General features: G+C 44.4%; 17 protein-coding genes. 4 read left to right on the forward strand and 13 right to left on the reverse strand.

Annotation, left to right across the window (positions count from 1 at the left end; translation table 11 throughout):
- Positions 1-46 precede the first annotated feature (46 nt).
- The 8 genes from ACRQQK_RS14855 to pilM all read right to left on the reverse strand — a co-directional run bounded on the left by ACRQQK_RS14855 (position 47) and on the right by pilM (position 7,892).
- On the reverse strand, positions 47-1,573 hold the full coding sequence (locus tag ACRQQK_RS14855; protein WP_457512665.1) for an AAA family ATPase: 1,527 nt from the start codon (positions 1,571-1,573) through the stop codon (positions 47-49).
- Between the two features lie 45 nt (positions 1,574-1,618).
- Positions 1,619-2,704, reverse strand: coding sequence for a 3-dehydroquinate synthase (gene aroB / locus ACRQQK_RS14860; protein ID WP_102962857.1), 1,086 nt, complete (start codon positions 2,702-2,704; stop codon positions 1,619-1,621).
- A gap of 27 nt (positions 2,705-2,731) precedes the next feature.
- Positions 2,732-3,250, reverse strand: a complete 519-nt coding sequence (gene aroK, locus ACRQQK_RS14865; RefSeq protein WP_102962856.1) for a shikimate kinase AroK — start codon at positions 3,248-3,250, stop codon at positions 2,732-2,734.
- Between the two features lie 186 nt (positions 3,251-3,436).
- The gene (locus ACRQQK_RS14870; RefSeq protein ID WP_457512667.1) at positions 3,437-5,182 is read right to left on the reverse strand and encodes a type IV pilus secretin PilQ; all 1,746 of its coding nucleotides are present in this window, start codon (positions 5,180-5,182) and stop codon (positions 3,437-3,439) included.
- 18 nt (positions 5,183-5,200) lie between these two features.
- Positions 5,201-5,686, reverse strand: coding sequence for a pilus assembly protein PilP (locus ACRQQK_RS14875; RefSeq protein WP_457512838.1), 486 nt, complete (start codon positions 5,684-5,686; stop codon positions 5,201-5,203).
- Between the two features lie 26 nt (positions 5,687-5,712).
- On the reverse strand, positions 5,713-6,312 hold the full coding sequence (locus ACRQQK_RS14880; protein WP_457512669.1) for a type 4a pilus biogenesis protein PilO: 600 nt from the start codon (positions 6,310-6,312) through the stop codon (positions 5,713-5,715).
- Positions 6,305-6,892, reverse strand: coding sequence for a PilN domain-containing protein (locus ACRQQK_RS14885; protein ID WP_457512671.1), 588 nt, complete (start codon positions 6,890-6,892; stop codon positions 6,305-6,307). The genes ACRQQK_RS14880 and ACRQQK_RS14885 overlap by 8 nt, the downstream gene beginning before the upstream one ends.
- Positions 6,882-7,892: a type IV pilus assembly protein PilM gene (pilM, locus tag ACRQQK_RS14890; RefSeq protein WP_457512673.1), complete on the reverse strand. Its 1,011-nt coding sequence runs from the start codon at positions 7,890-7,892 to the stop codon at positions 6,882-6,884. Before pilM ends, ACRQQK_RS14885 begins: the two co-directional genes overlap by 11 nt.
- A gap of 143 nt (positions 7,893-8,035) precedes the next feature.
- On the opposite strand from pilM, the gene ACRQQK_RS14895 reads away from it, so the two are divergent.
- Positions 8,036-10,513, forward strand: coding sequence for a penicillin-binding protein 1A (locus ACRQQK_RS14895; RefSeq protein ID WP_457512675.1), 2,478 nt, complete (start codon positions 8,036-8,038; stop codon positions 10,511-10,513).
- A 66-nt stretch (positions 10,514-10,579) separates the two neighbouring features.
- On the opposite strand, the gene oxyR is transcribed toward ACRQQK_RS14895, so the two are convergent.
- Positions 10,580-11,473 (reverse strand): DNA-binding transcriptional regulator OxyR, encoded by an 894-nt coding sequence (gene oxyR, locus ACRQQK_RS14900; RefSeq protein WP_457512677.1) that lies wholly within the window; start codon positions 11,471-11,473, stop codon positions 10,580-10,582.
- 137 nt (positions 11,474-11,610) lie between these two features.
- On the opposite strand from oxyR, the gene ACRQQK_RS14905 reads away from it, so the two are divergent.
- Positions 11,611-11,865 (forward strand): DUF3624 domain-containing protein, encoded by a 255-nt coding sequence (locus ACRQQK_RS14905; protein WP_457512679.1) that lies wholly within the window; start codon positions 11,611-11,613, stop codon positions 11,863-11,865.
- Between the two features lie 221 nt (positions 11,866-12,086).
- Here the strand turns inward: ACRQQK_RS14905 and argH are convergent, their stop codons facing one another.
- From argH to argC, 4 genes are all read right to left on the reverse strand, one after another.
- Positions 12,087-13,961 (reverse strand): argininosuccinate lyase, encoded by a 1,875-nt coding sequence (gene argH / locus ACRQQK_RS14910; RefSeq protein ID WP_457512681.1) that lies wholly within the window; start codon positions 13,959-13,961, stop codon positions 12,087-12,089.
- Between the two features lie 150 nt (positions 13,962-14,111).
- Positions 14,112-15,326 (reverse strand): argininosuccinate synthase, encoded by a 1,215-nt coding sequence (locus ACRQQK_RS14915; protein WP_457512683.1) that lies wholly within the window; start codon positions 15,324-15,326, stop codon positions 14,112-14,114.
- A 147-nt stretch (positions 15,327-15,473) separates the two neighbouring features.
- Complete coding sequence (gene argB / locus ACRQQK_RS14920) at positions 15,474-16,265, reverse strand: acetylglutamate kinase (protein ID WP_102941201.1); 792 nt, start codon at positions 16,263-16,265, stop codon at positions 15,474-15,476.
- 9 nt (positions 16,266-16,274) lie between these two features.
- Positions 16,275-17,279 carry an N-acetyl-gamma-glutamyl-phosphate reductase gene (gene argC / locus ACRQQK_RS14925; RefSeq protein WP_457512685.1) on the reverse strand — a complete coding sequence of 335 codons (1,005 nt, stop codon included), beginning with the start codon at positions 17,277-17,279 and terminating at the stop codon, positions 16,275-16,277.
- Positions 17,280-17,435: 156 nt separating this feature from the next.
- Here argC and argE point away from each other — a divergent pair, with 156 nt between their 5' ends.
- Both argE and ppc read left to right on the forward strand, forming a co-directional pair.
- Entirely contained in the window at positions 17,436-18,572 is a 1,137-nt protein-coding gene (argE, locus tag ACRQQK_RS14930; protein WP_457512687.1) for an acetylornithine deacetylase, read from the forward strand.
- A gap of 243 nt (positions 18,573-18,815) precedes the next feature.
- The gene (gene ppc / locus ACRQQK_RS14935; RefSeq protein ID WP_457512689.1) at positions 18,816-21,449 is read left to right on the forward strand and encodes a phosphoenolpyruvate carboxylase; all 2,634 of its coding nucleotides are present in this window, start codon (positions 18,816-18,818) and stop codon (positions 21,447-21,449) included.
- Positions 21,450-21,709: the final 260 nt, after the last annotated feature.

A 21,709-nucleotide genomic window follows, 5' to 3' on the forward strand; every position in this document is an offset into this window, starting at 1 on the left:
AAAATAAGGCTGCGAAATGTAACACATTTTATCAATGAGCTCAGGTTTATTTCGCACGATCTATCTCTCTATGCACTTGGCTTAAAGATTTTGCCCAAGGACCAAGTTGTTGCAAAGGTTTCGACAAGGTTTCCACCGCATCTCTTGCCAACTGGATGGTTGGATAGTTGCTGTAAGTAATGATGTACCATTCCACATCATTTCTTAATGTCGGGTAAACATTGACTTTGCCTTGTAGCTGGTACTGATTGATAAAGCGCTGCGCATCAGGAAGTGAATTTACCGCAGCCAATTGCAAAGTATAGCTACGAGGAGACATCGCTTTGAGCTCTTCACGTGCAAACGAGAAGGTAATTTTCACTTCAGGTGGAATCTCTGCTGCGGGTGCGACTTGAGACTCAGTTGGTTTAGGCTGTTCAATATCCACTGTCTGTGATGGTGTTGCAGCCTCAGTCGCTTGAGAGACAGAAGTTTGAGGAACCGCACTTTCTTCCACCAGATTATCAATCTTAGAGGTATCGACGTTTTCTGGTTTGCCTTCTAACAGCGCATCAACAACGTCAGAAGTAATCACAACACGTTGCTGGTCACTGTCTGACATACCAACGCCTTCTTTTACTTCGACGACATCAGGCGGTAGTGCAGAAGAATCATCGGTAACACCATTGCTTACTTGAGTTAATGTGTTGGGGTCTACCACTGCGTTGCTTGTGTCCGCATTTTGACTATCTTCATTCAGCGTAGGAATAACGGTTTGTTCTTTTGACAGTGTCATTTGCTGCGCTTTGTCGTCTGGAGAAGGTTGTGACAACCACCACCAGTAGCCACCGCCAATCAATAAAATCAGTGCCAGTACCAGCAGCGCCGCTTTCATTGGCGAGCCAATGATTGAACGAATCACAATACGTTTTTCCATTTTTTGTTCTCCCAGCGCCATTATCTCTCCCGGTAAGTTTTTCACTTTTTTATAAGCAGCTCTTACACGGCGTTCATATTCATCATCAACATAACGCATCACTCGTTGTTCAAACAAGCGATCTGCTTCGTCACGGCTTAAAAGTTCAACTTCTAAATCAACAGGTTTGTGTTCCTGTCCGTAGCTTAAACGCGTTAGAACGGCATCTAAACCGGTAGACTGCGCAAACAAGACGACGTTCACTGTCCATAATGGATTGGTTTGAGATTCTAAGATCCACATCCACAATTCAGAAACTAAAGTTTCAGATAACAGGTGAGCATCATCGATCACAACCACGATATCGCATTGCGTCTGATCGAACAGGTGTGAAAAACTTTCGACAAGAGAGTCTTTTGGATTGAACAGAGATTCAGAGCTAAGCTGAGAGAGAATGGTAGTACGGCGTTGTTCGTCGTTTTGATTAGGATGGCACATGAGCAAAGACTGATTCTTGTCATTTGCCCACGCTTCAAGGTAACGCTGCGCCAACCAAGATTTACCTGCACCTTGGTTGCCACAAACATTGATTAAATTTGAGCTAAAACGAGTAAGAAGCTGCAAACGCTCCAGTAACTCGGTCTGAGAATCTAACTCCAATACATGTGCCAAATTCATCGTTCATCCTAAAGGAAACAGCATTACCCTAAAGTAAGCACCCCGCTATAAGGTGCGGCAATAATCGATCGCCTGCTCAATAATGGTTTCCGGCACGCCTTTCACTACGTCAGAACTACCAATGCTGGTTGGTAATACCAAACGTAACTCACCCGCGAGTACTTTCTTATCGCGCATCATATGTTTCATGAAGTCATCGAAAGACATACTTTCTGGGGTTTGTACCGGCAATTTTGCTCTTTTAAATATAGATAAGATTCGTTCAACTTGTTGTTCGGTAATTAAACCTTGTAGTTGGGCAGTTTTCGCCGCCATCATAGTGCCAGCAGAAACTGCCTCGCCATGTAACCAGTTGCCATAACCCAGTTCCGCTTCAATCGCGTGACCGAATGTATGACCTAAATTCAACAATGCACGAATGCCTGACTCTTTTTCATCTTGAGCAACAACTTCTGCTTTAATCTGGCAACAACGAGCAATCGCATACGTCAGAGCTTGCTCATCCAACGCATAGAGTTCATCCATATGTTGTTCTAACCAAACGAAAAAAGCTTCGTCGTAGATGATACCATACTTGATCACTTCAGCCATGCCTGCGGCGAATTCTCGCTCAGGAAGAGTGGCAAGACAGTTTGTATCAATGATGACCGCTTTCGGTTGGTAAAACGCACCGATCATGTTTTTACCCAAAGGATGGTTAACTGCGGTTTTACCACCAACAGAAGAGTCCACTTGAGAAAGCAAGGTAGTCGGTATCTGAATAAAATCGACACCACGCTGGTAACAAGACGCAGCAAAACCAACAAGGTCACCAATAACACCACCACCCAAAGCGATAATAACAACATCTCGGCTGTGATTATGCTCAAGCAGGAAGCTCAAAACCGTATTGAACGTTTCTAAGGTTTTGTATTTTTCACCGTCAGGCAGTTCTAGAACTGAACTGATACAACCTTTCTGGTCAAGTAACGCTGTGATCTTATCCGCATACAATGGCGCCACTGTATGGTTAGTGATGACAACGACTTTTTGTTTTGGGGAAAGAGAAAGAAGAGCCGGATCATTAAATAATCCGGCACCAATTGAGATTGGGTAGCTACGTTCACCTAAGCTGACCGTGATCCGTTCCATGGTCTGCACTCCAATAAAAAGAACAAATTAATGTTCTTCTAGCATTTTTACGATCTGGTTGGCTACCACTTTTGCACTTTGATCATCTGTACGCACGGTAATATCCGCGATTTCTTCATACAGTGGGTTACGATCATCAGCGAGACTTTCTAAAACATCTCGCGGGCTATCCGTTTGCAGCAAGGGACGCTTTTTGTCGCGGTTTGTGCGAGCAAGTTGCTTTTCAATGGTGGTTTCTAAATATACGACAATACCACGTGCAGATAGGCGGTTACGGTTTTCTTTGCTCAATACTGAGCCACCACCCGTCGCTAAAACGATACCTTGTTGTTCGGTGAGATCGTTAATCACAGTTTCTTCGCGCTTGCGGAAACCTTCTTCACCTTCAACATCAAATACCCATGCGATATCCGCACCAGTGCGCTCTTCGATCACTGTATCAGAGTCTAAAAACTCCATATGCAGTTGTTGAGCTAGGTGTCGACCAATTGTACTTTTGCCGGCGCCCATAGGACCGACAAGAAAAATATTGCGTTTCTCAGCCATGTTTAGCAGTAATTTACAACGTTAATTCAATGACATCGCCACAAAATTCGCCGGACATAAGTCAACGATAGGAATGCTTGTGGCACCTATTCCTCACAGATATTTCGTGATAAGACCCGAAATTATCTAGATCTGGTGGCACTAATGCAACTTTAATTTTCTTTGATAATGAATAAAGGCGATAAGTCATTGAATAACGACCTTAGGCGTAACGAATATTAATAGTTCACTTTTCCCCATTTTTTCGTAGCTTCGACGAAATAAAGCACCTAATAGCGGAAGATCACCTAATAAAGGCACTTTCTCTACCGAGTTGGTTAGACTGTGCTGAAAAATACCCCCCAATACGACTGTTTCACCATTGTTGACCAATACCTGAGTACCGATTCTTTGAGTATTTATGGCAACCGCTTCACCTGTACCTGTTTTTACGACATCTCCTACACGGTCTTGAGTCACACTGAGGTCGAGAACTAAACGGTTATCTGGTGTTATTTGTGGCGTCACCATTAAGCTCAACACTGCCTTACGAAACGAAACGGTGGTCGCACCGCTGGAAGAGGCTTCTAAGTAAGGTAATTCCGTTCCCTGTTCGATATATGCAGGCTTCTTATTAGTAGTAATCAGTCTCGGGCTGGAAATAATTTCGGCTTTAGACTCTCTCTGAAGTGCGGAAAGCTCTAAGTCCAACAGAGTGTCAGCTCCTAACTTGGCGACTTGGAAAGCAATACTCGATGCGCCAGCAGCTGTCGCGGCTAAATTCACATTCAGAAAATCGTCTAACGGAACCATACCTTTTCCGCTGTCACCACCTTCACCATCACCAGAATCATACAGATCCGAGACAAACAGGTTACTTTCAATACTGCCTCCAGCAGTATGGCTGCCATTGGTTGAGGTAAACCCCCAACGAACCCCAAGCTCTTCTAGGTCACCTTCATTAACCGTCACTATACGAGCCTCTATCTGAACCTGTTTCACCGGCACATCCAAAGACTTTACAATGTCTCGAATAACCGTAATGTTCTCTGGTAGTTCGCGAATCAACAGCGCATTGGTTCTTTCGTCAATACTGATTGAGCCTCTTTCAGAAAGCATACTTAGCGTCCCTTCGCCATTAATCATTTCTGCAATATCTGACGCTTTGGCAAAGCTGATTTTAATGATGTCGGACTGCAAATCACCCAGCGCTTCTTCCATTCGTGCCTTCTCAAGTTCTTGTTGCTCACGCAAATCAAGCTCGCTCTTTGGGGCAACCAAAATGACGTTACCGTCAATTCGTTTGTCCAAACCTCTCGCTTCAAGAATGATATTGAGCGCTTTTTTCCAAGGCACTCCATCCAACCGCAATGTCATATTGCCCGTTACCGAGTCGGAAACGACCAAATTGAAATCGTTATAGTCCGCTATAAGCTGTAATACATTGCGAACTGGGATATCTTGAAAGTTAAACGAAATTGGCTTGTTGTCTTGTTCTAACAAAAATTTCTGCTCTTGTTTCGGTTGTGGCTCAGACTTGCGGATCACCACCTCTAATACATTCTTATTTAGCTGGTAGTCGTATTGGTAGTCCCCTTTCACCTTCACTTCGAGAAGGCCATTCGACTGCTGGCGAAATACTTCAATTGTCTCTACAACCGTCGCGAAATCAGAGACATCTAGAACAAACAGTTTATCGTTTGAAACTTGTGTATTAAGCAGTTCAATGTTTAAACCTTGATCGCTCTTTGACATATCCACCACTGACGATGCAGAGGCTAACTCAATGATGATCACCGCAGCTTTATCTGCATTAATTTTGAAATCAATATTGTTGAGTTGGTTTGGAATCGCATTACCACTACTTGCCATGACAGCAGGGGCAAGACAAAGAGATAGGGTTACTAACATACGCCTGATAGCGTGACGCCTTATTTGAAGCCATTTATTCATGATCGTTTTCTCCACAATCTACTTCAGAGCCAGCTTGATGCTGCGCTGATTCCAACACCCTAAGCCATCTGGCAAAGTCTCTTTGATTAACAAGTACTGCTTGGTGACCTCAGACACTTTTCCATGGTTGATACCGATGTATTGACCCTTTGCTATGGACGCCAGCTTTCCTTCTGGAGTCTGGATCAGTGCTGACGTACTTTTGCCATTACTCATTACGCCTTTAAACTTCAATTGGCTTAAGGCATAGCTTTCTAATGGATCCTTTTGCTTACGCGGCGTTGGTTGCCAACAGTCTTTTTTCGCTTTAGGCTGATTCTGAGTCACCGCTTCTCTTGGAAGATCGAAAGGCTCTCTAGTTTTAGTATTCACGTATAAAAAGGCTTCAAAAGGTACAATGGGTTGCTGTGGAACGATCTCCTTTCGCGCTTGAAGCGTGACTTGTTCGATATAGTCTGAGAGTGAATCTTCATTGGCCTGACACCCTAACAGCCCCGCACACATCAAGATCCAACAACAGGATTCTCTCTTCACTGCTGACCTCCTGAGGCTGGTAAATCAGGCTGATACTGATAGGTAAAGGCTCGTACATTGACGCTCAAATTCTGGCTGTCCTGACTGGCTCGCTGAAAGTCGACGTTCTCGAAATAGATAATCCTTGGCAACTGAGCAATGGCTTGTGAGAACTGGCCAATATGATGATATTCACCCGTCAGCTCAAGATTCAAAGGCAGGCGATATAAAAATGCTTGTTGTTCTTTTTCACCCCAATCCATCCGATTGAAACTCAGTTGATGCTTGATGCCCAACTCATTCACCGCCGCCAACATACTGGCCAGCTCTTTCTGCTCGGGCAGTTGCTGTAACAAATAGTCATAACGTTCTGAGAGCTCATCGAGTTGAGCTTTGAGTTGCGGCAGAGTCGCAGCTTTATGAGCTTTTATGCGAATAGTGGATTTTAGCGTTTGTTCTTCTTCAATGAGCGAGCTCAAATGATCCTGCTTGGGAACAAGATAAAACCAATATCCCGCACCTTGAATCAGCACCATGACAAGCAGCAACATCACGAACTGTGGCAATCGCGGCCAATCCAATATTTCGTCAAGCTCAAGGTTTTTTAAGTCACCCATTCGTCACCTCCTTAAAAGGTGCTATATCACTTGCTTCTATATGGAACGAAAACGACACTTGAAAGCTCTGAAATTGCTTTCCAAATCGATAGCTGCCAGACACGATAGAATGCATTTCAACATCCGAGATATAAGAAGAGTTCTCCAACAGATCCAACATTGTCGCCAGCCTAGCCGTACTGTCACTGATGCCTCTAAGCTCAATGCTGTGACCATTCATGTTCATTTGGTCTACATACACCCCCTCTGGTATGAGTCGGGGGATCAGATCCATAAATTGAGTAGTTTTGTTTCGTTTTTTCTGCAGCGATTCAACCATGTCAAAACGAACCATCAGGTCCTGATACTCTTTCTCAACCTGTTCGAGGGAATTGATTTGTCTATCCAGTTCCGAGAGATGCTGATTCAAAAACTCAACACGGCCTCTCTCTTGAGCCACTTGATCATCGATATACCACCCAGCAGTCCATTGCATACCGACAGCTAAACCAACCGCCAGTACAGAGATATTAATAAAACGCTGCCTGTGAGCTTGCTTTTGAGCATCTCGCCATGGAAGGAGGTTAATGTTATGCAGCATGTTCAACCTCCAACCAATTGATCCCACGTGCCGCAAGCCCTGCTGCCGTGGCAAAAGCCGCCACCGGCAATGCTGAACGGTGACGCTTACTCACTTTGTCATGGAATACGCTAAACGGGTCCAACACGCCGCACATAAGGTCGACCTTCTCTATCAATGCGCTTTGTATCTCTTCGATATTTGCCCCACCACCGGTTAGCCAGATTCCAGTAAGACTTGTTGCACCGTTAACCGATATGAACAGTTGAATTTGCTTGGCGATCTTATCCACCAGCTCATTGACGTTGTCTTTTATGACTAAAGAATCTTCATTCTCTGATTGAGTCGATAGCTGAGAAACACCTTCTGCTATTTGCTTATAAAAAGGCGCTTTATTGGCAAAGTCTAAACACAAAGTGGTCTGGGTATGGCCAACATCCACCAGCAACCAGTCGGTGCGAGCATAGGTTTTACTGAAAAGTTGCCACAACTGGACTAAAGCGTGGGTTTGCACTTCAGCTAGAATCGGCTTGAAACCCGCTTTTTCTAAAGCCACGGCGCGGCTCTCTACAACGTCTCGCTTAGTGGCATACACTTGGTAGGCTGCTATATTATTTTTACTGATCTTTGCCTCAGGCGTTGAATGCTTCATTACTGGAATAAAATCCAGACTGACCTCTTCCATCAGGTAAGGAGATTGATGAGAAAATGCTTGGTGAATAGCGAACTCGCGTTCATTAAGTTCAAGTTCGCTATCTATTTGTAATACTTTACTAATTACAGTGTTATCGGGGATGGCAATAACAACTTTTCGACTAAATAAAGGTAAACCCTTTTTTAGTTCTTTGAGTTTCTTTACAATTTTCTGATAAACCAAGGCATGGTTATCAGCGAAAATATCGTCAGCAATTCGTATTTCCTTATAACCTAACAGCGTATACTTACTGCCTGCAGGTTTTAGGACCACTGCTTTAATACTATGGTGGCCGATATCGACACCCATAACTAATGATTGAACCATATAGCTCTACTCCAATAAGAAAGCTCCGCTCATTACGCCTATTAAATGGGGAAATAAGCGGTAACTACTTTTGAGAGCTAAATTTTTAGCTTAGAGTACTAGGGTTTGCATTAAGGCAGCCTCTACTAAACAGGGATTCTCCGGTGAAGTTCATAAAGCGTTTAATAATTTTTTCATTGATTTGCACAGCTCTTGGAGTCAGTACAATTTTTGGTTTCTATTTATATGTAAAACCAGAGTTGCCAGATGTCGCCACTTTGCGTGATGTTAAGCTGCAAACGCCAATGCAAGTCTTTAGTAAAGATGGCAAGCTGATAGCCCAGTTCGGTGAGAAGCGTCGTATTCCTCTTAGATTGGAAGAGATGCCGAAAGAGCTGATTGAGGCGATCATTGCAACCGAAGACTCTCGTTTCTATGACCATTATGGTTTTGACCCGATTGGTATTACCCGTGCCGCATTTGCAGTAGTCGCATCAGGCAGTGCTTCTCAAGGTGCAAGTACTATCACTCAGCAGTTGGCTCGTAACTTCTTCTTGTCTAACGAGAAGAAAATTATGCGTAAAATCAAAGAGATTTTTATCGCAATCCATATTGAACAGCTGTTATCAAAAGAAGAAATTCTTGAGCTATACCTGAACAAAATCTATTTAGGCTATCGTTCATACGGTGTTGGAGCTGCCGCGCAGTCTTACTTTGGTAAAGAAGTAAAAGATTTAAGCTTAGGTGAAATAGCGCTTATCGCTGGTCTGCCAAAAGCGCCATCAACGATGAACCCTATCTACTCTTTAGAGCGTGCAACCAACCGCCGCAATGTGGTTTTGACCCGTATGCTTTCTGAAAAGTACATCACTCAAGAACAGTATGAACAAGCTCGTGCCGAAGTTCTGCCAACCAACTATCACGGCGCAGAAATCGAACTTAATGCTCCTTATGTAGCAGAGATTGCACGTGCGTGGATGATTGAACGCTACGGTGAAGATGCTTATACCTCGGGTATGAACATTTACACTACGGTAGATTCTAAACGCCAACAAGCGGCTAACTTGGCCGCAATTCATAACCTGATTGCCTACGATGAACGCCACGGCTACCGTGGAGCAGAAAAAGAATTGTGGAAATCTGGCCAAGCGGTTTGGACTCAAGAGCAAATTGTTGAACATCTTAAAAACGAACCGACTTATGGTGAACTTTCTCCGGCAGTTGTTCTGAACACTGAAGCAAAATCAGCAACAGTTTGGGTTAAGAACCAAGGTGAATTCACTATTGATTGGAATAACATGAACTGGGCTCGTCGCTTTGTTACTGACGATCGCCAAGGTCCTCTTCCAACCAGTACCAAAGAGATTCTAAAAGCTGGTGAACAAATCTGGGTACGTAAAGTCTCTGAAGATGAGTCCGAGAGTCCGGTTTGGCAATTAAGCCAAGTTCCGAATGCCAACACGGCTTTTATTGCTATGGATCCAGAAAACGGTTCGATTGAAGCGCTTGTCGGTGGTTTTAACTTTGTTCACAACAAGTTCAACCGCGCGACTCAATCTGTACGCCAAGTTGGTTCAAGCATTAAACCGTTTATCTATGCCGCAGCGATAGATAAAGGATTAACACTGGCGACACTCATCAACGATGCGCCAATAAACCAATGGGACGAAAGCCAAGGCACAGCGTGGCGTCCTAAGAACTCACCACCAACATACACAGGTCCAACGCGCGTGCGTATCGGTTTAGCGCAATCTAAGAACGTAATGGCCGTTCGCGTGTTGCGTGAAGTAGGCTTGGAAGATACTCGTCAATACCTGACTCGCTTTGGTTTTGATATCGACCAACTACCAAAATCTGAAACCATTGCGCTTGGTGCAGGCAGTTTAACGCCAGTAAAAATGGCGCAAGGTTATTCTGTATTTGCCAACGGTGGTTACTACGTTGAGCCATACTACATTCAAAAAGTAGAAGGCCCGTACGGTGAATTAGAATTTGAAGCTGAACCGACGATTGTTTGTCGTCAAAACTGTCCAAAAGCTACAAATGAGTTTGATGAACAAGACGCTGAAACTCACATTGCTAAGCAAGTTATCTCCGAACAAACGGCATTCCTTGTTCGCGAAATGATGTACAGCAACATTTGGGGTGGCGGTAACTGGGCTGAGAAAACGGGTTGGAATGGTACAGGCTGGCGTGCTCAAGCACTTAAACGCAGAGATATCGGCGGTAAAACGGGTACAACAAACGACTCTAAAGATGCATGGTATAACGGTTATGCTCCGGGCATTGTGGCTATTGCTTGGGTAGGTTTTGATGAACACAGCAGAAACCTAGGTAAGACTATACCAAATCCAAACATCGAAGATGATGTGGCTGGTGCTGAAGCGGGTGCGAAAACGGCCCAACCAGCATGGATTGAGTTTATGAGCCAAGCACTTGAAGGTGTACCAGAACAAGAGAAAGCATTACCGAACAATATTGTTCGTGTGCGTATTGACCGAGATACAGGCTTACTAACGAACAAGCAGGATGAAACCTCAATGTTTGAGTATTTCTTGAAAGGCACTGAGCCAAAAGAGTACGTTCAAGAAAGCCTATCTGGTGATATTTACTCAAATAGCGGTGGCGACGAGTTGTTCTAGACAACACTGCTGCATCGAAAAGAAAAAAAGAGGCTTAACGGCCTCTTTTTTATGGCTTTTATTCTGTTAGACTTGAGCTTCTAAGGTTTCTTTCATCAACTTAGCCAGAGTTTCAAAGCGCTGACGCAACGGTGAACCTGGTCGGTACGCAACTACTAGTCGCCGTGATGGCTCAGGGTTTACCGCTTTGATATAACAAACGCCGTCTTTGACTTTTTCTTTAGGCAGCGAAAGCTTTGGCAACAAGGTAATTCCCGCTCCTGCGGCAACCATATTGCGTAATGTCTCTAAACTGGTGGCTTTAAAGCGAACATCATCTTTTGCGCCCGCCGCAAAGCAAAAACCTAACGCCTGATCTCGCAGACAGTGTCCATCGCCAAGCGCCAACACCGTCTTACCGTTTAGGTCTAACATGTCAACTTCATCGCGAACCGCCCAAGGATGGTCACATGGAACAGCGATACTCATGGGTTCGTCGTAAACATCAATCTCTTTAAACTGAGCTGTTTCATCTACCGCAGCCAGAACTAAACAGTCCAACTTACCATCTTCCAACTGCTGCACAAGCTGGTGAGTTTGAGCTTCGTGCAGAAAAAGCTCCAGTTCAGGGAAATGCTCTTTCAGAGATGGCACAATCCTAGGCAACAAATAAGGTCCAAGAGTCGGAATAAAGCCAATATGCATCGGCCCCGTCATTGCGCCAGTCTGCTTACTCGCCATGTCCTTGAAAGTTTTTACTTCACTTAAGATGCGTTTTGCCTGATCAACCAACTGCAGACCAGACTCAGTAAAAAGTACCCGTCGACTGCTTCGTTCCAGTAAAACCGTGCCCAGTTCATCTTCCAATTTACGAATCTGACCACTTAATGTTGGCTGACTGACAAAACACGCTTCCGCTGCTTTACGAAAATGCTTGTGCTCAGCCAACGAAACCAAATATTCAAAGTCCCGAATATTCATTATTCACCCCGATAGAATTGAACTATCAAAACCATAACATCAACTGATTGGGACTATCAAAGATTTTGTGACTAATTTAATCTATATAACGATAATGAGGTTAAACTCGATACGATAATTTCTTTAGGGTGAAAGAGATGGCTTGCAGTAACTGCCAACAAAATTGGTTTTGGAAGAAGATAGGTAAATGCCAGCGCTGCATGGATCAGCTCACCGTTTTGTCTGTGCTTTGCTGGGTGGTATGGTTTTTCTTCTTTAAGCAAGATCCACGCAGTATTGAATCTATCGCGCTGATAATCGCAGGCTTTGCTTTCAACGCTCTGCTTTTTCTACACCTATGGATGAAATTCGTCATTCTTCCTTGGCGAAAGCGGCAAGGGAAAGAAGATTAAACACTTTTGCAGAAACATCCGCTAGTCAGGGCATGGTGACGGAGGGAAAAATGATTCCTCCAGAAAAAGAAAAAGCCCTAAAATCAATAATTGTTTTAGGGCTCTCTTAGATTCTTCTAAGAAAAAGCAGTGGTATTAAAGTAGACCGTGCTTTTTCTGATTGGTTCCAGAAAATTTTGATCTTTTTTCGATCTTATTTTCCAGACTTAATATTCAATAGCTTATGCAACTTTCATCTTAGTAATTAGCTGTTCTGAAACATTCACTTCAAGCGCAACTTCATCACAAGCATGTTGACGAGGACACTTCTCGCAATCTTTCAGTACTTTCTCAGGCAACAACGTTTTTGACGTTGGAATAAAGTCTAGCTTCATAAAGAACTCAGGGGTACGAGTCAGTACGAACACTTTCTTGATCGCCATTTGTCGAGCTTTACTTACTAGGTATTGAACAATCGCCGAACCCTGCCCTTGACCTTGCCAACCCGCTTCCACACCGAGTGAGCGAATCTCAGCTAAGCCAGAGTCATAAACATAGAGGGAAGCACAACCTGTAATTTCTCCGTTATGTTCCGCCACAGCAAATGAGCCAATATCACGCACAATTTCATTACGAGAACGCGGCAGATTTTCACCCATATTCGCCCAGTAAGTTACCATGCCTTCTAAAGCTTCGATGTCTGTTAGACGAGCAGGACGCACCTTAACAGATGTAGCATCTCGTTTAGATAGACGCAACTCAGCTTGTTCTACTGCGTAAGCGACTTGATGCGGTGCGACACCACCCAGAGCGCTACGTTTTTCTAAACAGGATTCAATGGTCAGAATCGCATACACGTCGTCTTCAATCACTGGTGAGAAGGCTTTCAGCTCTTCTAGAGTCAGTTCTTCCAACGCGCATCCTTTCGCTATGGCAGCTACCACAGTGACACCCACAATATGGTGTGCTTCACGGAATGGAATGCCTTTCGCAACTAAGTAGTCCGCCAGTTCTGTTGAGTTAGCATAGCCTTGTTTCGCCGCTTCTAGTGTACGTTCACCGTTCACTTTGATGCCTTCAAAACATAAAGCCGCCATTTCCATACAATCATTCCAAGTATCCAAAGCGTCGAACAGACCTTCTTTGTCTTCTTGCATATCTTTGTTGTACGCCAGCGGTAGCGCTTTAACTGTCATCATCATGCCCGCCAACGAACCGTAAACACGGCCGGTTTTACCACGGATAAGTTCAAGCGCATCTGGGTTTTTCTTCTGTGGCATCAAAGATGAACCTGAAGTCACAGTATCCGCCAACTCGATAAAACCAGACTCACCTGAATTGTAGAAAATCATATCTTCAGCCAGACGAGAAAGGTGCAGCATAGAGATAGAGGCGACTGACATCAGTTCCATCACGTGATCGCGGTCTGATACTGAATCAAGAGAGTTACGCGTTGCACGACGGAAGCCAAGGTTATGTGCCAGCTTTTCACGATCCATTGGATACGCTGTACCAGCAAGAGCACCAGAGCCTAGAGGACAAGTATCAAGACGCTTAATTGCATCACTCACACGTGAATAATCACGCTCAAACATCTCAACATAAGCTAGACACCAGTGAGCAAAAGTCACAGGCTGGGCACGTTGCAAGTGCGTGTAACCCGGCAGCACAGTGCCTTGATGTTCTCTTGCTACTGCAACCATTTTACTTTGTAGACGATCAAGTGCGATAAGCAGCTGCTGACCTTGCTGACGACACCAAAGTTTCAAGTCAGTCGCAACCTGGTCGTTACGTGAACGGCCAGTATGAAGTTTTTTGCCTAAGTCACCGACTTTACCGATCAGTTGCTGCTCTACCCATGAGTGGATATCTTCAGCATCTGAACGCAAAATCTGCTCTGGGTCTTCCATGACTTCAAGCTTGAGTTCATTCAATGCCAACTCAAGTTTTTGCTGTTCGTCTTCACTCAATACGTTTACAGAAAGCAATGCTTTAGACCATGCAATAGAACCCACAATGTCTTGCTCAGCCAATCGGTAGTCAAAGCGCAATGAATCATTAAACTCTTTGAATCTCGTATCTGCTGCCTGGGTAAATCTTCCGCCCCATAATGCCATTGTGCTTCTCCTGCATCTAATTCCTTGGTTTATTGACCAAAGAATACTTCATTTCTGCCAGTGTTTAAGTGTTTTTTATAATTAAGGATCGCGCTTGAGCGATCCTTTTTTTTGTTTCTATTTTTGCTCCCTTTGACGGGAGCTTAGGGATTACTTCTTAGCTTCGTTCAATGCTTTGATACGGCTAGCCAAAGAGTAAAGACGGATGAAGCCGCCTGCATGGCTTTGGTCGTAAACCTCATCAGCACCGAAGGTTGCAAACTCTTCTGAGTACAAGCTGTTTTCAGAACGTTTTTGTGTTGCAGTTGCTTGGCCTTTGTAAAGCTTGATCACCACTTCACCGTTAACGTCTTCTGCTAGTGCATCTGCCGCAGCAAACACTGATTTACGTAGTGGAGTGAACCAACGACCGTCATAAACGAGGTGAGAAGCTTTGATACCGATTTCTTCGCGGAATTCAAATGAAGCTTTATCCAGTACAAGTTGTTCAACTGCACGTAGCGCTTCCATCATGATCGTGCCTCCCGGAGTTTCGTAACAACCACGAGACTTCATACCTACCAGACGGTTTTCAACGATATCGATACGACCAATACCATGTTTCACGCCTTTGTCATTCAGAGCAATAAGCGCTTGGTATGGAGAAAGTTCTTTACCATCTACAGCTACCACTTCGCCTTTTTGCACTTTCAGAGTGACGTATTCCGCTTCATTTGGCGCTTGCTCTGGGTCAACAGTCCACGCCCAGCAATCTGCGTTTGGTTCATTCCAAGTGCTTTCCAGCACACCACCTTCTGTTGAGATGTGCCATGCGTTTGCATCACGAGAGTAGATTTTAGTCAGTGATGCTGCACATGGGATATTGCGTTCTGCTAGGTAGTCAAGACACTCTTCACGGCTAACAAGATCCCATTCACGCCAAGGAGCAATAACATGTAGATCTGGTGCTAGTGCTGCAAATGCACCTTCGAAACGAACTTGGTCGTTACCTTTACCAGTACAGCCGTGAGCAAGTGCGTCTGCACCTACTTTACGTGCTACTTCTACTTGCGCTTTTGCAATCACAGGACGAGCCATAGAAGTACCTAGTAGGTATTTACCTTCGTAGTATGCACCTGTTTTTAGCGTTGGGTAAATATAGTCTTTTACTAACTCTTCTTTCAGGTCAACGACGTAACACTCTGATGCACCAGAAGCGATAGCTTTTTCTTCGATACCAACTAATTCTTCTGCGCCTTGACCAACATCAGCAACGAATGCCACTACTTCACAGCCATAGTTTTCTTTCAACCATGGAATGATTACAGATGTATCTAGACCGCCAGAGTAGGCTACGACAACTTTTTTGACTTGAACTTTGCTCATTTTATATCTCCAAATTTCTGGCTCTGCACTTGGCGGTCAGGGCTCAGGATTCCTTTAAATTCTTTTGTTTAAACATTCTTTTGTTTAAACAACAACGTTAACTAACCGTTTTAAATCCGTTGTTGTTTAATAGCTATATCTAATTGATTACTGAGGTAAAAATTGAGTACCGATACTTTCACCTGCGAATAACTTGGCAAGCTTTTCTGGGTAACGCCATGTCGCCACTTCAATCGGACGACCAAGCTCTTTCGCGGCATCCAATGCAGCATTTACTTTTACGATCATGCCGTCGGTAATCACTTTACCTTCAATTAAGCTTTTTGCTTTTGACTCATCAAGGGATGCAATCAGATGACCTTTGCCATCCAGTACACCACTCACGTCAGATAAAAGGACTAACTCTGCATCCAGTGCGCTGGCAACAGAGACTGCCGCTTGGTCAGCATTTACGTTCATCATTTGACCGTCTTTTGTCAGACCAATCGAGCTGATAATAGGAACGACACCGGCTTCAAGCAGAAGCTTAGTAACAGTGCCATCACCTGCCGTTGATTTACCGACAGCACCCAATTCAGGATCCAGCTCTTCTACAACACATAAACCACCATCGGCCAAACATAAACCCACAGCGTTTAAGCCATCTTTAATTGCCTGACCTTGCAGCATCTTGTTCGCTGTGCCTGCTAGAGCACCAGCAATCACGCCAATTTGGTCGTAAGGCGTTACACGTAGACCGTCTTTTTTAACGGTTGGTAACTGCAACTTAGCCATTAGTTCATCCACAAGGTAACCGCCACCGTGAACGATAACAATTCGTCGCTGAGCTTGGGCTTGATACTGTGCGATTGCGCTAAAAAGCTTACTTAGCGTCTCTGAACAAGACAGAGCTGCGCCGCCTAACTTAATCACCAATGGATCTAGTTTTGTATCCGTCATATATAACCCTTACACCAGAGCTGTAAGCTCATCGAAACCGTAGTGAATGTTTAAACACTGCATCGCTTGACTCGATGCACCTTTTAATAAATTGTCGATTGCTGAAACGACAATGATATGTTCGCCCTGCACTTTCCAACCGATATCGCAGAACGGAGTAAATTCAACGTCTTGGATACGTGGTAAAGAATCCAAGCGCAGACGTACAGCAGGTTTACCTTGGTAAGTTTGAGTGAATGCTTGATTCACTTGCTCAGCGGTTACACCTTGTGCCAGCTTCATCGTGATAGTGGCTAAAATACCGCGTTTAAAATTACCCAAATGCGGTGTAAATATCACGTCACGACCAAGGTGAGTGGCTATTTCTGGTTGATGACGATGGTTAAACACGCCATAAGGTTGCAAGCTCACTTCACAAAAACTGTTGGTCAGTGTCGCTTTACGACCCGCACCCGAAACACCACTGGTAGCATTGATAACAGGCCACTGTTGTACATCTAGTAAACCACTTTCAATCAGAGGTTTAATCGCTAGTTGAGAAGCTGTTGGGTAACAACCAGCTACAGCAACCAGTTGACTCTGTTTGATGTTTTCTAGGTTCCACTCGGCCAAGCCATAAGCTGCTTTTTTTAGCCAATCAGCATGCTGATGTTCAAAACCATAGTATTGAGTATAGAAACTTTCACCATCTACACGGTAAGCACCAGAAAGATCGAAAACTTGGCAGTTATTGGCCAGAAAAACAGGAGCAAGATCGTGACTGACTTCATGTGCAGTCGCGAGAAAGACTACGTCACTCTCTTGTGCCACTTTCTCAACATCCACTAAAGGTTGTACTGGCAAATCGAGCAAACCTGTTAGCTTGCCGTGTAACTGACCAATAGACTTTCCTGCATCAGCGCTGTTGGCTGAAACGTATAAACCTGATAGCGTGAGCTCAGGGTGCTTGTGCACCATAAGAGCCAGTTCTGCTCCGGTATAGCCGCTTGCGCCGATGATGGTGGTTTTTAACATCTCAAAACATCCTAAATCGAGTAAAAATTCGACAATTAAAAATGACTATAAATCTTTAAAATTGGCACTTTTATCGGTTTTTTATTCACTAAAAGTGATTTAATATGTGTTTTACAGTTTCAACGTAATTCTGTCAATAGTAGGAGCAAATAATATATGCAATTGCCAAGTTTCCTTGAGGTTTATGAAGGTCTTATTTCAACCTCATCCATTAGCTCCACCGATAGTCGTTGGGATGAAGGCAACGAACAAGTCATCTCTAAATTGGCAGACTGGTGCAGCGCTTTAGGGTTTCAAGTGGATGTGATTCAAGTTGCTCCGGGAAAACAAAATCTGATTGCTAAAAAAGGCGAAGGTGAAGGTGGCTTATTACTATCAGGTCACAGTGATACCGTACCTTTCGACGAAGGTCGCTGGAACTTCAATCCGCATGCGTTAACTGAAGCCAATAACCGCTTCTATGGTTTAGGTACTGCAGATATGAAAGGCTTTTTTGCTTTTATTTTAGAAGCAGTAAAGAAAGTGGACTGGAGCAAACAAAAAAAGCCTCTTTATATATTGGCTACTTGTGATGAAGAAACAACCATGCTCGGTGCTCGTCATTTTACGCAAAATACGCCATTCAAACCGGATTACTGCATTATTGGTGAGCCAACCAGCTTAGTGCCCGTTCGTGGTCATAAAGGACATGTGGCAAATGCCATTCGAGTGACGGGGAAATCGGGTCACTCTTCAAACCCTGCACTCGGCGTGAATGCAATTGAGATTATGCATGAAGTGCTTTATGCACTGATGCAACTGCGCGACAAATTGGTCAAAGAGTATCACCACCCCGGTTTTGATATTCCAAGCCCAACTTTAAACCTAGGACATATCCACGGAGGCGATAGCCCGAACCGTATCTGTGGTTGCTGTGAACTGCATTATGATGTTCGTCCGCTACCCGGCATTAGCCTTGATGGCTTGGATAACATGCTGCGCAGCGCGCTGACTCAAGTACAAGAGAAATGGCCGGGACGAATTGAAATCGAACCACTACATGAAGCAATCCCTGGCTATGAATGTGAGCATGACCATCCTTTCATTGCAGGAGTCAGCGAAATCACTGGCGTTGAAGCTCAAACGGTCAACTACTGTACTGAAGCTCCTTTCCTACAAGAAATTTGTCCTACCCTAGTGATGGGACCGGGTTCTATCGACCAAGCTCACCAGCCAGACGAATTTTTGGCCTTCGAGTTTATCGACCCGACAATTAACATCCTTTCTAAGGCGATGTACAAATACTGCTTCTAGATCACGACTTACAACCGATAAACAACAAGACATAACACATTAATAACAATGTGATTAATGTCTTGTTGTTTTGTAAGAAAATTCCAACAAACCACTCAAATTGAGCAAACTTACATTACACACAAACAGGTAAAAACTGGCAAAGATATCACCAGCATCATTTGACTAGACTGGGCAAACTTAGATAAATTGTCTTTCTAACAAGGAACACAGGATGTAATTTTTTTACAAGGCAGGATGACAATGAACGAACAATACTCTGCACTCAAAAGTAACGTGAGCATGCTGGGACATCTATTGGGCAAAACCATTCAAGATGCAGACGGCGACGTTATTTTAGAGAAAGTGGAAACCATTCGTAAGCTTTCAAAATCTGCGATGGCAGGTAATCAAGCGGATCGAAATCTACTGATTGAAGAGATAAAAAGCCTTCCCAACGAGCAATTGACTCCAGTTGCTCGTGCTTTTAACCAATTTTTGAATTTGACCAATATCGCTGAACAGTACCACACCATTTCTCGCCATTGCGAAGAGAACGTGTGTGAACCAGATGCAATCCATGCTCTGTTTTCAAAACTCAGCCAGAATTCTATTAGCAAACTCGATACCGCACAGGCACTACGCGAACTCAACATTGAGCTGGTATTGACCGCTCACCCAACAGAGATCACTCGTCGCACGATGATCAACAAGTTGGTAAAAATAAATGAGTGTCTGTCTCGACTCGAGTTAACTGAACTATCTTCTAAAGAACGTCATAAAACTGAACGCCGTCTAGAACAATTAATTGCTCAAAGCTGGCATTCAGATGTTATTCGTCAACAACGTCCAACACCGTTAGACGAAGCAAAATGGGGCTTCGCTGTTGTAGAAAACTCTCTATGGCAAGCTGTGCCTGAGTTCCTACGCGATCTCAATGAACGTGCAAAAGAGTACTTAGGTGAAGGCCTACCTCTAGACGCTCGTCCAGTTCATTTCTCATCTTGGATGGGTGGTGACCGAGACGGTAACCCATTTGTGACTCACACCATTACTCGCGAAGTGTTGCTACTTTCTCGTTGGAAAGCAGCTGACCTTTACCTAGGCGACATCAATGAGCTGGTTAGCGAACTATCGATGACCAAATGCAGTGATGAGCTACGCCAGCTGGCGGGTGAAAATGAGCATGAACCGTATCGTGCCATTCTAAAAGGCTTACGCTCACTGCTCCAAGAAACGCTCGAGGTTCTGGATGCAAAAGTGCACGGTGAGAAGCTTCCTAAGAAAGCTCCACTTCAGGACATCAGCCAGCTTTGGGACCCGCTTTACGCGTGTTATAAGTCACTGCATGAGTGCGGTATGGGTGTCATCGCTGACGGTTCACTGCTAGACACTTTACGCCGTATCAAAGCGTTTGGCGTTCACTTAGTGCGTCTTGATATCCGTCAGGAAAGTACTCGTCACGCGGATGTTCTGTCTGAGCTGACCCGTTACCTGGGTATCGGTGATTACAATCACTGGAGCGAACAAGACAAGATTTCATTCTTAACCAATGAATTGAGCTCTAAGCGCCCTCTTCTTCCTCGTGATTGGCAGCCTTCTGAGCAAGTTCAAGAAGTTCTTGATACTTGTAAAATCATTGCTGCACAACCACGCGCAGCGTTTGGTGCATACGTGATCTCTATGGCTCGCACTGCTTCAGATGTGCTTGCCGTGCACCTATTGCTTCAAGAAGCAGGCTGTCCTTACCGTATGGACGTGTGTCCGCTGTTCGAAACTTTGGATGACTTGAACAACGCTGAAGACGTGATCAAGCAATTAATGAGCATCGACCTTTACCGTGGCTTCATCCAAAATCACCAAATGGTGATGATCGGTTATTCAGATTCAGCGAAAGATGCAGGCGTAATGTCTGCCGGCTGGGCACAATACCGTGCAATGGATTCACTGGTGAAAGTGTGTGACCAAGAAGGTATCGAGCTGACTCTGTTCCATGGCCGAGGCGGTACAATCGGTCGTGGTGGTGCACCTGCACACGCGGCACTGCTTTCTCAGCCACCAAAGAGCCTTAAAGGTGGTCTGCGTGTAACCGAGCAAGGTGAGATGATTCGCTTTAAACTTGGTCTGCCAGAAATTGCCGTGAACAGCTTCAGCATGTACGCAAGTGCAATCCTTGAAGCAAACCTATTGCCACCACCAGAGCCAAAACAAGATTGGCGTGACTTGATGGATGCACTTTCAGAAGTTTCTTGTGAAGCATATCGCCACGTGGTTCGCGGGGAACCTGATTTTGTTCCTTACTTCCGTCAAGCGACACCTGAGCTTGAGCTAGGCAAATTGCCTCTGGGTTCTCGCCCTGCCAAACGTAACCCGAATGGTGGCGTTGAAAGCTTACGTGCGATTCCTTGGATTTTCTCTTGGAGCCAAAACCGTTTGATGCTTCCTGCATGGTTGGGGGCTGGTGAGGCAATTCAATACTCGATTGATAAAGGTCACCAAGCTCTGCTTGAAGAGATGTGTCGCGAATGGCCATTCTTCTCAACTCGCCTTGGTATGCTTGAAATGGTGTACACCAAATGTAGTGTTGATTTGGCTCGTTACTACGATGAGCGTCTGGTTGATGAGAAGCTTCGCCCGCTAGGTCAGCGTCTGCGTGAGCAGTTACAAAAAGACATAAAAGCGGTGCTTAATGTAGAAAACAATGAGAACCTGATGCAAAGCGATCCTTGGGGTCAGGAATCCATTCGTTTACGTAGTATCTATGTTGAACCTTTGAACATGTTACAGGCAGAACTGCTCTACCGTACTCGTCAAACGGAAACTCCAACGACAGAATTGGAAGAAGCACTGATGGTAACCATTGCCGGTATCGCCGCAGGTATGCGTAATACAGGCTAATTGGTAGCATTATATTTCACAAAAACACTAAAAGGTCGCAACTTGGCGACCTTTTATTTTGTCTGAAGATTTTATTGAGAATAATATCAGTTTTTTAAATCAAAACGCCCTTGTATTCTACTTTATGCTTATTATTTAGATATACTACTGCACCTCTGCGATACCGAGACTAATAAAAATATATCGTAGCGAGGTATGCATACGCATAACTACCTCTAGGTGATAAACGGCTTTAAAGGTGACATGAACAGCACACTTGT

Source organism: Vibrio sp. C8, assembly GCF_054051265.1.

Coding starts and splice junctions, on each gene's coding strand:
- oxyR (WP_457512677.1), bottom strand. CDS start 11,473: ATGAATATTCGGGACTTTGAATATTTGGTTTCGTTGGCTGAGCACAAG.
- ACRQQK_RS14875 (WP_457512838.1), bottom strand. CDS start 5,686: ATGTGTGCGGGGCTGTTAGGGTGTCAGGCCAATGAAGATTCACTCTCA.
- ACRQQK_RS14915 (WP_457512683.1), bottom strand. CDS start 15,326: ATGAGCAAAGTTCAAGTCAAAAAAGTTGTCGTAGCCTACTCTGGCGGT.
- argE (WP_457512687.1), top strand. CDS start 17,436: ATGCAATTGCCAAGTTTCCTTGAGGTTTATGAAGGTCTTATTTCAACC.
- ACRQQK_RS14870 (WP_457512667.1), bottom strand. CDS start 5,182: ATGAATAAATGGCTTCAAATAAGGCGTCACGCTATCAGGCGTATGTTA.
- aroK (WP_102962856.1), bottom strand. CDS start 3,250: ATGGCTGAGAAACGCAATATTTTTCTTGTCGGTCCTATGGGCGCCGGC.
- aroB (WP_102962857.1), bottom strand. CDS start 2,704: ATGGAACGGATCACGGTCAGCTTAGGTGAACGTAGCTACCCAATCTCA.
- ACRQQK_RS14880 (WP_457512669.1), bottom strand. CDS start 6,312: ATGGGTGACTTAAAAAACCTTGAGCTTGACGAAATATTGGATTGGCCG.
- ACRQQK_RS14855 (WP_457512665.1), bottom strand. CDS start 1,573: ATGAATTTGGCACATGTATTGGAGTTAGATTCTCAGACCGAGTTACTG.
- argH (WP_457512681.1), bottom strand. CDS start 13,961: ATGGCATTATGGGGCGGAAGATTTACCCAGGCAGCAGATACGAGATTC.
- ACRQQK_RS14905 (WP_457512679.1), top strand. CDS start 11,611: ATGGCTTGCAGTAACTGCCAACAAAATTGGTTTTGGAAGAAGATAGGT.
- argB (WP_102941201.1), bottom strand. CDS start 16,265: ATGACGGATACAAAACTAGATCCATTGGTGATTAAGTTAGGCGGCGCA.
- pilM (WP_457512673.1), bottom strand. CDS start 7,892: ATGGTTCAATCATTAGTTATGGGTGTCGATATCGGCCACCATAGTATT.
- ACRQQK_RS14885 (WP_457512671.1), bottom strand. CDS start 6,892: ATGCTGCATAACATTAACCTCCTTCCATGGCGAGATGCTCAAAAGCAA.
- argC (WP_457512685.1), bottom strand. CDS start 17,279: ATGTTAAAAACCACCATCATCGGCGCAAGCGGCTATACCGGAGCAGAA.
- ppc (WP_457512689.1), top strand. CDS start 18,816: ATGAACGAACAATACTCTGCACTCAAAAGTAACGTGAGCATGCTGGGA.